The sequence below is a fragment of the Sphingomonas sp. GC_Shp_3 genome (assembly GCF_026540945.1).
Classification (GTDB): domain Bacteria; phylum Pseudomonadota; class Alphaproteobacteria; order Sphingomonadales; family Sphingomonadaceae; genus Sphingomonas.
The window spans coordinates 13,276-25,412 of sequence record NZ_JALNUT010000015.1 but is presented as its reverse complement, the minus strand read 5'-3'; the positions used below and the strand labels follow the sequence as shown (position 1 = coordinate 25,412).

General features: G+C 56.3%; 6 protein-coding genes. 2 read left to right on the top strand and 4 right to left on the bottom strand.

The window, feature by feature from the left end:
- Nucleotides 1–136: 136 nt before the first annotated feature.
- Complete coding sequence (locus tag OXR00_RS18385) at nucleotides 137–1,054, bottom strand: NAD-dependent epimerase/dehydratase family protein (RefSeq protein ID WP_267389707.1); 918 nt, start codon at nucleotides 1,052–1,054, stop codon at nucleotides 137–139.
- Nucleotides 1,055–1,116: 62 nt separating this feature from the next.
- A complete protein-coding gene (locus OXR00_RS18380; RefSeq protein ID WP_267389674.1) occupies nucleotides 1,117–3,885 on the bottom strand; it encodes a rhamnan synthesis F family protein in 2,769 nt (922 codons plus the stop codon).
- A gap of 392 nt (nucleotides 3,886–4,277) precedes the next feature.
- Here OXR00_RS18380 and OXR00_RS19835 point away from each other — a divergent pair, with 392 nt between their 5' ends.
- Entirely contained in the window at nucleotides 4,278–7,370 is a 3,093-nt protein-coding gene (locus tag OXR00_RS19835) for a glycosyltransferase family 4 protein (protein ID WP_267389673.1), read from the top strand.
- Nucleotides 7,371–7,507: 137 nt separating this feature from the next.
- Here the strand turns inward: OXR00_RS19835 and OXR00_RS18370 are convergent, their stop codons facing one another.
- The gene (locus OXR00_RS18370) at nucleotides 7,508–7,702 is read right to left on the bottom strand and encodes a hypothetical protein (protein WP_267389672.1); all 195 of its coding nucleotides are present in this window, start codon (nucleotides 7,700–7,702) and stop codon (nucleotides 7,508–7,510) included.
- 354 nt (nucleotides 7,703–8,056) lie between these two features.
- Here OXR00_RS18370 and OXR00_RS18365 point away from each other — a divergent pair, with 354 nt between their 5' ends.
- Nucleotides 8,057–10,192, top strand: a complete 2,136-nt coding sequence (locus OXR00_RS18365; RefSeq protein WP_267389671.1) for a glycosyltransferase — start codon at nucleotides 8,057–8,059, stop codon at nucleotides 10,190–10,192.
- A gap of 13 nt (nucleotides 10,193–10,205) precedes the next feature.
- Here OXR00_RS18365 and OXR00_RS18360 read toward each other — a convergent pair whose 3' ends face one another.
- On the bottom strand, nucleotides 10,206–12,029 hold the full coding sequence (locus OXR00_RS18360) for a glycosyltransferase family 1 protein (RefSeq protein WP_267389670.1): 1,824 nt from the start codon (nucleotides 12,027–12,029) through the stop codon (nucleotides 10,206–10,208).
- Nucleotides 12,030–12,137: the final 108 nt, after the last annotated feature.

Sequence of the window (12,137 nt, the reverse complement as noted above, 5' to 3'; positions counted from 1 at the left end):
TTGAAGTGTTAGAAACAAGAAGAAAATATCACAATAAAGCTAATTTATTAAATACTAAAGTCTTAATTTATTAATGAATTTAGCCATTATAAACTTTTTAAAAAATCTTAGTGCCACTAAAAAGCATACATTAATATCAATGCGATTTACTATCGTTATAAAAATCAATACTATATTTTAGCCCATCATAAAAAGGCACTTTAGGTGTCCAGTGTAGCATATGCTCTGCTTTACGACAATCTAGAACGTTGCTTTTTGCATCAGTGGGTCGGGCGTCCACAAACTCAATTAACAGTCGGCGTCCTAACACGGCCTCAACCGCCTTGATAACATCAAGCGTTGAGCGACCTTTACCGGTGCCGATGTTGAACGTTTCTTGCATCGGTGGTGCATCGAGCACCGCTGTCAGGGCTTCGCACAAATCGTTTATGTAAAGATAATCACGCAATGCCCCGCCGTCGCCGTAGACGACGATTGGTGAGCCCGTCGCCTGTCGCTCGAGGATTGACGCGATTAGGCCCTGCCCTTTGCTTAGCATCTGTCCCGGCCCAAACGGGTTTGACACACGTAAAATCACATGATCGACCGCGGTGTCTCGCGTCAGCATGCGGAGATAATGCTCCACCATCAGCTTGGACATGCCGTAAGATACCAGCGGATGAGTTGGATGGTCTTCCGTAATCGGAAGGCGGTCTGGCGCGCCGTACACCGTCCCACCAGACGAGAGAAAGATGATGCGTGAAACGCTGCTCAAGACACAGGACTGGATGAAACTAATATGGGGTAGAACGTTGGTGGAGGCGTCTTCTACGACACGCCCGTTGCCGAGCGCCGGGCTAGACGAATTAACGAGATCGATCGCTTGGTCGATTTCCTGAAGCTCAGCCTGGACGGACAGCGCATCGCGAAAATCAATGATGCGGGTTTCCACTTTGCCGCCAACGATGCGCTCGTAGTCGGCTGGAAAGGCACGCCCGAACGCGATTACCCGACGCTGGCGGGCAAGCAGGTGACGCACCACTGCGCGCCCAATGAAGCCGTTAGCACCGAATATCCCGATGATAGAGATGAGATGACCCTTATACTGCCCTGGGAGCCTCGGCGCGTTTGCCGGAGCTAATTAGAGAGCGCTGGAATATACGTCGTCGCATAGTCATAGCCAGCCTCTTCGCACAGCAGTGGCAGCATGCGTTCAAAGGCGTGTAGCATGGTGCCATCAATGGGTAATGGCTCGATGGGCATTTCCTCTTGACAGAAGTTAGCCTGGACAAGCTCGCTGAGAGCTTTGACGCGAGCCCAAAACATTGTGCCGGACGGAAATTCAATGTGGGCAGGGAGAGCGGCGGGCCGCCCGAGGCGCCGTGTGAGTGCCGCTGCGCTTGCCTCATTTTTCTCCCAGCCTATCAGCCATCCGTTCTCGGGGAAGACAAGTCCAAGCTGGGTGTCTCTGCGCATGGCATCGATGATCACATCTGCGGCGCGGCAGCTTGCGCCAAGAAGATGTTCCCACAGAAAGCGTCGCCATTTAGCGCCGAAGTTTGGATCCTGCCCTAGCGTATGCAGACTGCGTTTGCCGTGGAGATGCCCTACGAACTCGTATTGCCCGCAAACGTGCTCACGCAAAACGTGGAGAAAGGGGTAAATGTCACGCCCGACGTTGGGGAGAATGTCGACAAAAACCGAACCCCGGCGATAGTCGCTGGTCGCCGCGCGTAGGATGTTAGCAACCTCATGACTGGTCGTGGTGAGGAACAGATCGGCCGGAAAACGATTTGCGGCCAGCGAGATCATGAAATCGCCAATGTTTTCTGGATAGTGAAAGTGACCGTGCAGCGCCACTGACGCCTGCGACACGTCCAGTTCATCGACATCTGCCAAGTCGGGCCGGAGGATGCGATGCACCCACCTCCCCTTCGGCATACCGTGCTCTACATAGTGCGCCAAGGGGTCACGACTGCCATCCTTAGGAAAATCAGGGGCCTCGGTTCCATATATGAAGGGATGGAAGCCCGGGCACGGGCGCCGCAGAATTACGCCGAACACGGGTGATGACCCGAAGTTTATGTGCCTGGTACTGTCAAGATAGGTGTCTACCGATCTCGCCTCGACCGTTTTGGCGTCGTGATCTGTTCCAAAATACATCGAAGCATCGAAAGCACCAGCCTTATCAATCAGTCGGTGGTCAAGCTCTGCTTGGGCGAACTTTCGAGCAGCATCGCGTCCGATGCTGTTGAGGGAGGTCGCATAGACAGTCATGTCGAAGCGTTGGTGCGCGAGCTGCTGTATCGCTTTTCCGCAAGCGATCCGATGCTCGGCATCAGTAGCGAGCTCTGCGATACAGTCGGCCGCGGCACCACTGTCGAGGTGGGGAACGACGAGCGATGCCGTATCCGGATCAGCCGCGAGCAATTCTGCCATGCCTGAGGCGCCGTCGAAGCATATAACCGGGATGCCACGCATCGCCGCATCGATTGCGACGTTGGGCATTGGATCCAGTCGCGAACTCAGGAAGAGCGTATCTGCGCGAAGATAAATCGGCTCAAGGTTGTCGACGGGCGGGTAGAAGAACAGGCAGTCCTCTAAACAGGAACGCCTGAACTGCTCTTCGAGGAAAGCGGCATATTCGGTGCCTGTGGCGTGCTGCCAACTGCCAAGCCAGATGAAGCGAAACGTAATGTCGGGGTGCTTCATGCGCAGTGCCGTGGCGGCAGACATAAAAAGATCAATCCCCTTGCGCATTTCCACTGCGCCGAGTCCGATCACGGTAAAGGGGTCGGTGCCGCGCTGTCCGTCGGACAAAAATGTATCGAGTGGCTGTGGAACATGGTCATCAATTAGAAATGGCGGCCCGTAGCGCGGCAGTCCGGAAGCGCAAAGTAACGGTACCGCGCAGACGCCCTGCGGTAACACAAAACGGTTCTGTAGCCGGACTTCTCTGAAAGCTCGAAAAGAGGATTGTTCGACGATCTGCGCAGGGAAGACCAGCGCGGCGCAACACGCGTAGAAATCTAGCCGTACGTCAGGCGTACGACCGGGCCAGAATTCGTGAACCAGCCCGACAATAGGAACGCCGTTGCGCCGCAACGGGATCGCGATCAAGCGCGTCTCGACACTGTTGGCGATCGTGTAGAGCGGCTTGTAGACCGATGCAAGCCTCGTAGCGAACCGCCGCATTTCGTCGGGATCGAGCGCCACATGCAGTGGCGGCGCCTCCACCAGCGCGCAAGCGACATCGCGAAGCGCTTGTTCAAGCGCCCCACCGCGTCGCAGGACCACGACGACGTTGCAGTGTTCCGACATGGTCTGCGCGAGGTTCCAGCCGAGGATGGGGGCGCCGGTGTAGGTAGCTTCGTGAAGCAGCAGCAGAACGGTCGGTCGGTCGCCCGTTGCGAGGAGTGGCGGCATCGCATGATGAGGGAGCCAGTCGCGGTAGCTGCGGCCTTCTTGCCGGCCCCATGTTTCGTAGTGGAAGAGGCGATTGTGGTTGCTTGCTGCCACATCGGCATTGAATTCCTCATAGACTGTAGGGTCAAAGTTCCGCGATGGCTTGAGTCCTGCTCGTTCGCCGAGCAGGAGGTAGTGCGCTGCTGGGTCGGCAATATGCTTGCCCTCGGGGACCTGGTCTGCATAATTGACTGCGTCGAATAACGTAGACTTCGCGATTACGCGGGCCTCATCATCCAGCCGGGTAAGCATAGCCCTGAGTCCATCGAGATCGAAGCTATGCTCGGATGCGAAGGTATCGATAGCAACTCTGACGGCATCGTTGTGAAGGAGTGCGCCAATCGCGGTACACCGGTCCAATGCGTCTCTGTTGCGGATCATGTCCGTGGCCGCGATTGCCCGCACCCATGCGTCGAGCTCGGGCCCGAGCCGTGCGAGCATGATATCGCTAATTACAAGCCTATCCCCGTTGAGCTTAAGTTTTGATTGGAACTCACCTGAAGTAAGGAAGGAAACCACGACGGATGCTAGGGGAAGTCCAACTGATCCCATAACAGCGGTACGCTCTTCCGGAGCACGAGCTAAGAAGAGCCGGTAGCAATTTTCTACATCAGCTTCGCCGGCCGAACGTCTATGATCAAGCAGATGGGATGACACGCCAAATTCCATTACATTGACTTCCGCCGATTAGCGGGGGCTGGCTCGTTAGCACACCTGTCATGATAGCCAAAGCTGATGGTGGTAGGAGAGGTCCGCGCCGATGCCAATGACATGATTGACACCTAAATCACCTTATGCGAACGCTAAAAAATAATTTAGGATGTTAAGGGGCGGTGCGTTCTTCGGAAATGAGTGAAGCGGCATTTCCGGATTCGGTAGTTCAATATGACAGCCGCCAATTACTTCTGGCGCTGCTCGTTGATGTCCCTTTCTATGCGCAGCAAGCCAAAATCTTTGACGCTAGCGAGAGCCAGCTCATCCAACATTATCTTAACGTTGGATGGTTAAGCGGTCTTGACCCCTCACCCTGGTTCTCGACGACGGGTTACCTTGATGCTAATCCTGGTCTTCGCGAACAGGGGGTAAATCCGTACCTTCATTATCTATTTGTCGTCATTGGCGAAGATGCGTTGGCGCGGGCATTCGCTGGGCTCGGTGGGGCACATGTGTCTAAGCTGCGGGCCTACTTTGATCAGGATTGGTATCTCAAATGCAATCCTGACATAGCCTTGATGGTCAATGACCCATTTATCCACTATCTCGCACAAGGTTGGCAGGAAATGCGCGACCCGTCGCCGGCTTTCTCCACCAGCGCTTACCTGGACCTGCATACCGATGTGCGGGATAGCGGTATCATGCCTTTTCGCCATTGGGTATTACACGGAATCGAAGAGGGGCGTGCGACCGGCCAGAATTCAGACTCGACACTAGATTCATGGGACGGCCTTAGTGCGGGTCAGCAGATGATCTTGGACCGGATGTTTAGCCTTGACTATTACCGGGCGCAGTTCGGCGACGGTGTCGGCGATCGCGGACTTGAACTGGCTAAACGGGTCTGCTCCGGAGGGTCAAACGCGGATAGCGTCACCCCCTCTTTCTTCGTCGCCAAATATGTCGCGTGTCATCCCGAAATACACGGCACTAAACAGGTGCCGTTCCTTCATTATCTGTTTGATATGGTTGGCGAGGATGACTTGCGCGATTTGTTCGTTGCGCCGCCTTTGGCCGCCTTACAGTCAGTCTCCGACAGCTTCGATATCGCTTGGTATTTATCAAATTACCCGGACGTTGAAGACACAGGGCAGGACGCGTTCATCCACTACATGACCGTCGGTTGGCGGGAACGTCGTGACCCGTCGAACGAGTTTTCGACTAAAACCTACCTGTTGCGTTATCACGACATTCTGGAAGCCGGGGTCAATCCCTTCCTGCATTGGATCATGCATGGTCAAGCGGAAGGCCGTGTAGGGAGCTCTTCCGCGGCAAACTTCCGGAACCGGTCTTATCGACCCTCGGTCACGGCTGTCTTGATCAACGATGCGACCGGCCCTCTAACTCCGGAAAGCATCGCTGCGGTCCTACGGCAATCCTACGGCGATATGCGCGTCCTGATCGTCGGGATACCGCTTTCCGATGTATCCCAAGCAGCTTTGACTTTGGGAATGCAGAACCGACCGGGGACAACGTGTGACGTCCTCTTAGATGATGGTTCCACACCGTGGACGCTTCTCCGGCGTGCAGTCGAGCGAACGTTCGGCGAACTTCTTTGGTTTGTGCAGGGGCGTGCAGTCCATAATTTCGAATTCCTAGCTCGCGTAACATCGAGTTTTGCGGATTCGAGCGTGCAATTAGGCTTTGGCCGGCGTGTAGAGCTGGGGGATGCCGACTATGAAATAGCGGATGCTGACCTCGCACAGCGCATGTCCGGCTGGACCCGTCACGTAACCATTCCAGCCGCAATCTGGTTTCCTGATCAATTGCGGCCCGACGTTATTGCTGCGGACCAGATGAGTTTCGTCTGGCGCAGGCGCGAGTTGCCCGGTGAGACCTGGCGTATGGCGGACGCCTATCGGCATCTGGGCCTTTGGCATCTCTGGCTTCACATGGCATCGGGCGGACAGATTTCGACGGTCCGTGACGCCGTGGTACGCGTTCCTCCCGCTCCTGCTAGTTTTCTTCCATCGGGCCTTGGCGCCGAGTTTGCTGGGGAATTGACAAAGTTTTCTGCCGAGGTGCGATCGCGCTGGCCGGTACGGCTTGTTACTGAGAACGACGCGTTAGCGATTGGCGGAATTCAGCATCACGTGTTGATCGTGACGCATGGAATTTTTGCAGGCGGTGCCGAAAACCTGCCAATACAGCTCGCCAACGCGATTGCTGCGCGTGGAATCATCGTGTCGATGCTGATCTTTAAGATCGACATGAATGCCGAGATGCGCGGCACCTTAAATCCGGGCGTATCGATATACGAGTCCGATTGGACGATTGAGTATGGCCTGGATCGGTTCATTCGCGATATCGGCTGCACCGTGATCCACTCGCATGGCGTGATTGGCGAAATGTTTTTCTTCCGGGTCTGTGAGGAAGCGCTGCCGGTTCCTTATGTAGCAACGCTGCATGGATCGTACGAAGCTTCGACGAGCACGGAATTGCCCGAACCGCTTATTGCCAAGATCGTGCATGGAGTGGATCAGTTCGTATACACTGCGGACAAGAATTTAGCCCCATTGATCCGGCACGACGTTCGCCCAGAACAGCTAATCAAGATGAAGAACGCCATGCCGGTTGATCCGGCTCCGTTCCCCCGATCCAGGGCCGAACTTGGCATCCCAGAGGATGCGATCGTCTTTACGCTGGTTGCTCGAGGCATACCAGAGAAGGGTTGGTCCACGGCGATCAATGCGTTTCAATCGGTTCGGGAACGAAACTCGCACCGGCCGATGCACCTCTGCCTCGTTGGTGAGGGGGATGAGCCTGACCGGCTGCAACCCCTATACGCAAAAAATGCTTCGATCAGCTTTCTCGGTTTTCAACTGCAAATTCAAGGACTTTACAGAATCTCCGACGTTGCAATCGTGCCGACGCGGTTCCCTGGCGAGTCTTTTCCGCTCTGCATCATTCAGGCCTTGCAGGTGAGCGTGCCGGTAGTTGCCACCGACATCGGCGAAATCGCATCCATGCTCGAGGTGAATGGCGTCGTGGGGGGTGTTGTAATTGAGGCGAGTAGCGATGATGACGTCTTCGATGCGTCGTTTGCCAAGGGTATGCAAGTCTGTGTCAATGACAAGCGTAGGGCCGAGCTAGCATCTGGGGCGGCGATACTCGGCCAAAGCTATGACATGGATGCACTTACCACTCAGTACATTGATGTTTATGATCGCGTTTTTAATCGTTTCGTCGATACAACTAAAGTGCGCAAGCTATAGAAGTAGCTTTCCAAAGGTCGAGAACAGTCTGTAGGGCCGCCCTGCGGAGGAGCGCCTTTAGCTTGGAAAAGGCATTCGCAATGAGATTAAGGTCCGGCGAATATGGCTGCAGGAACAGCAGCTGCCCGCCTGCTGCTTTAATAGCGTCGCGTGGCAGCTTTGGGGGCGGAAAAATCGTCGAGGATGACGTCGTTGGGCTTCAGTGTCAGCATGAAGATTTGCTTGGCGTAGGCGACGAGCCATTCTCCATCATGGGTACATCCAAGGGCTATCGGCGCGGTCATCCCGGACAATAGTAGCGCACCCGCAAGTTGTCGTTTACCGACAGCCATGAAGGATCGGAAACTGACATCGTTTTTTTATTGTCTAGCACAACCGCGCGGGCGGGTCATCTTTGTCGGTGCGCCTGTCTCGTCGATAAAGACCGGATGCTCGGAGACGAGATCAGACTGAGTGGCGAACCACGTCTGACGCTACGCGGCGATGCGGGGCCTGCTTGCTCGGATGCGTTGTTTATCGGTTAGCTCGCCTTATCACCGAGCGCTATGACTGCGTTAAACGAGAAGGAGAGAGCCGCTAAATCGTTCCAGGTAAACCTTCATCCTATGTCGCTGTGTGGATCGTTGCGAGATTATCATCGATGTATATGTGTTACTCAGTTAATGACATTGACTCCGGAGCCGATGATGAAATTTCCGTTCGGCGGTAAAAAAACGCACCGTCATATCGGCGATGCCCATAGGGCCACAGCAGACTGGGCACTCGCCGCCGCTGCCTACCGCCGGCATCTCGATGAAAACCCTTATGAACACGCAATCTGGGTGCAACTCGGTCATGCTGAGAAGGAGCAAGGCAACTTTGCCGGGGCCGAGGCTGCTTATGGTCGGGCGGTAGAAATCGCTACACACGATCCGGATCCTCGTCTTCATCTGGCACACCTGTTGAAAACGCAAGCACGTTTCGATGATGCGGCCGAAGCATTCCTGTCGCTTTATCAGATCGACCCGTCTCGGGATAACCTCGCTGAACTCAATCGGATGATCAGTCTTCGTCGGCGTCGTTACGAACGTGTCGCCGCAGCAGGCGCCGTCCTGTTTTCGATGCAGGATATCTTCAACATGTTCGCCGTACACACCACGGCGACCGGCATCCAGCGCGTTCAGGTTGGGGTCGCGCTTGCTGCCATGGATGATCCGTCGTTTGATGCCCATTTCATCATCAACGGTGAATATCAGAATGAGGTGCCAACCTTCCTAAGATTGGAGGACAGCGATCTTCGCGACATCATCGCCTATGCCTCGGGAAAAGTGATCGATCATGACGTGCTGAAGCGCATGCTCACCGTCGCGCGGTTTCGCGCCGTACCGATCACCTTTGGAGCAGGGACGACAGTGGTTATCCTGGGCGCCTTCTGGGGCATCGGCAACGGTATCGATCAGTATCTCTATCCGCGCCGGCAAGGTGCGCGCATTATCCCGTTCATCCATGACATCATCCCCATCACCCACCCGCAATATTGCGACGCCAATCTTACGAATTTCTTCTGGCGGGGGTTGGCGGAATTGCTGCATGCGGCCGACTATGCCCTGACCAATTCCGACTTCACTCAACTCGAGTTGAAACGGTTTGTCGCGGAACAAGGCAGCCGCCAGATCCCGATGCAGACCGTGCCGTTGGCCCATTCGATGGGCCGCAAGGACGGTTCCGATACGGTATGGCCCCGTGCGCTCGCGAAGCTGAAGGGGCGTCGCTACGTCGCCTATGTTTCGACGATCGAAGGACGTAAAAACCACTTCTTCGTGGTGCAGGCTTGGCAAAAGATGATTGCCCTTGGCATCGACGTGCCCGATCTCGTCTTCGTAGGTCGGGAGGGCTGGAAGGTCGAGCAGCTCATGATGCTGTTGGCGCAGACCAATAATCTCGACGGCCGCATCCATATGGTTCACGGTTTGTCCGATGCCGAACTCAACGGTGTCTACGCGGATGCCATGTTCACGCTGTTCACCAGTGTGGTCGAGGGGTGGGGTCTTCCGGTCGGGGAAAGCCTCGCACACGGCGTGCCCTGTGTCGTCACGAAAACCGCTTCGCTGCCAGAAGTCGGGGGCAATTTTGCCGACTATATCGAGCTTGACGATCAAGAAAGCGCGATCCTCGTGCTGCGCAAGCTTATCGAAGACGGCCCTTACCGTGAGGCGCGACGCCGGAATATTCGCGAAAACTTCGTGCCGCGTACCTGGGACGATGTTGGCCGGGACTTCGTTGCAAAGCTTCGCGGCATCTTGGCGACAGCGCTGCCGCCACGCGTGCTTCCGCCCGTCACGCTACCCGAGGGTACGGTTTTCCGGCCCGGCGAGATCACCGAGCGTGTCGAACCGCTCCCCGGCTATCTTGCCAATCCGCTCGGACTGGCGCTGATCGAATCGTTCTACGAACCCGAGCCATGGGGCGCCTGGATGCGGGGGGCGACCGGGCAGTTCGTCTTCCTCACACAAGCAGAGGCCGGCACGGAGATCGTCGTTTTCGTCTCGATGCGGGCAGCACCATGGGCAATCGGTGCACATTGCGCGCTGAAGTTGAATGGCCAAGGCAAACACCTCGGGATGGTCCTGACGCCAGGGCCGAACTTCGCGCGCCTGAAGGGACGCGTCGACCGGAATGGCAGCTGCACGATCTCTTTCCATTACGACGGGGGCGTTCGCGAACCCGCCGATATGGAACCCGACAAGCGCCGCTTCGCTTTGGGACTGAACGCGATCGGCTATGCCTGGAGCGACGATACCGTCGCCCGTTCGGAACTGCGCGAAGAATTTGTGTTCAGCTGATCCGCGCCGCCAATCAGGCGGCGGCGCGGCTCTCGGCGCTCATGTCGTGGAAAACGAAGCGTTCGACGAGATCCTCGCGGAGCTGTGCATTATCGGCGCGCACGAAACCTATCGCCGTAAGGCCGACGCCGAACAGCCGACGATCGGGCAGGGGTGCTTCCAACTGGCCGGCCACTTCGATCAGAATCGAGCATAGACCATCCTTGCGGACACGTCCTCGCGCACGCACCAGCGCCTTGTGCCTCGCCTCCAGCTGATGCCAGCGCCCTCCGCTTGGCGCGACGTTCGATCCATCCGCAATATAGGCCGTGACCCTGTTACCTGCGGCATGCGCGGGGCAGGACAGCTGTAGATAGACGATGATGTCGGTGCCCTCGGTCAATCCGGTCAGAAAGCTGACTTCTCCCAAGGCGCCGCGCATCCACGCACCATGGCCTTCGAGGTGATAGAAGGTGTCGCGCAGCGCCATTCGCATTGGCCCTGGTACGTACTGGGAGAACGGAATGGCGCCGCTCATCAAGCTTCCCGGATAGAATTGCGCGCCTTCGGCCAATTTCGGATGAAGCGGGCGATCAGGATAGGCCCGGTCAGCGGCAATGCGCGTCTGATTGAGAAAGTCGCGGCCAACATCGTTCCAGGTTCGCGCCACGAAGTTCTGCCGGATTCTGTCGCGTCGTGACTGAAGATAGGCACGATCCTCGATCATGCGGCGCAGCACCGTCACGCCATCGCGCAGGTTCAAGGGATCGACATAATCGACGAAATCACCGCCGACTTCGGGAATGGAAGACGTCCCCGATGCGACGCACGGCGTGCCATGAACGAGGCTTTCGCCAACGGGAAGTCCCCAGCCTTCGACGAAGCTGGTGAACACGGTGAACATCGCATTGGTATAGATGCTGTCGAGTTCTGCGTCCGACAGATCGTGCACGAGATGGACGCGCCCGTTAAGGTTGTGAGTGCCATCGAGCAGATCCTTCAATCCACCGATCCGCCAGCCTTCGCGGCCGACGAAGACAAGGTCGGGGACATCGATGCCGAGTTCGATCATTTGCTGCCACGCTTCCACGACGTAGCGGTGATTTTTGCGTCCCTCGATGGTCGATATATAGGCGACATAGGGGGCGCCCTTGATCGCCTGCAACGCCAGCGGCCAGGCATCCGTTCCCGATACCTCGGCGGTCATCGAATGGGCGAGCGGTACGGTGACCATCGGGATATCGCGCCCGCCATATTCCTTGAACAGTGCTGTGAGGGCATGGCGAGTAAAGTCCGAAATCGTGAAGACGAAGTCGACGACTAGTCCCATTTCGCAGACGGACATCGAATGTTCGCGGACCAGATCCGCCTTGCAATATTGCGGATGGGTGAGGGGAATAATGTCGTACACGTAGGCGCCGATGGCGACGCCGCTGCGCCGTGAGGCGAGATACCGGTCGATCGTGTTGCCATGCCCCCAGAATGCGCCGAGCAGGATGATCGTCTGCCCTTTCACCGGGCGGATTCGCGCCGCACCTTCCTCGCATTCGGCAAGCATCGCACGCAGCAGATCATGGTCCACTTTCTCGCCCGAAGCATACAGAATGATGTCGCGGAAAACCGTGTTCTCGACGAGGAAAAATTCACCGGGGACGTGACTATCGGTCAAATCGTTCAGGATGAAGCCGATCCGGTCGCCTTCTTCTTCGATTGCGTGAAGGGCGATACCAGCCTGAACACGCTGGATCCCAGACATCGTGACATGGGCTTTCCAATATCCAAACAAATCCTGGATCGAGAAAAAGATCATGTCGTCGTTCAGCTTCGTACGCACGTTTCGCCCTTCGATATCCGGCAATGGCACGCGTTATACGGGCCAAGGCGCTATTCCCAAGCATATTGTGCGTCGCAACGCCGGTGGTCCAAGCTCGGTGGGAATTTTTGGAAAACCATTGTCGGCCATTCG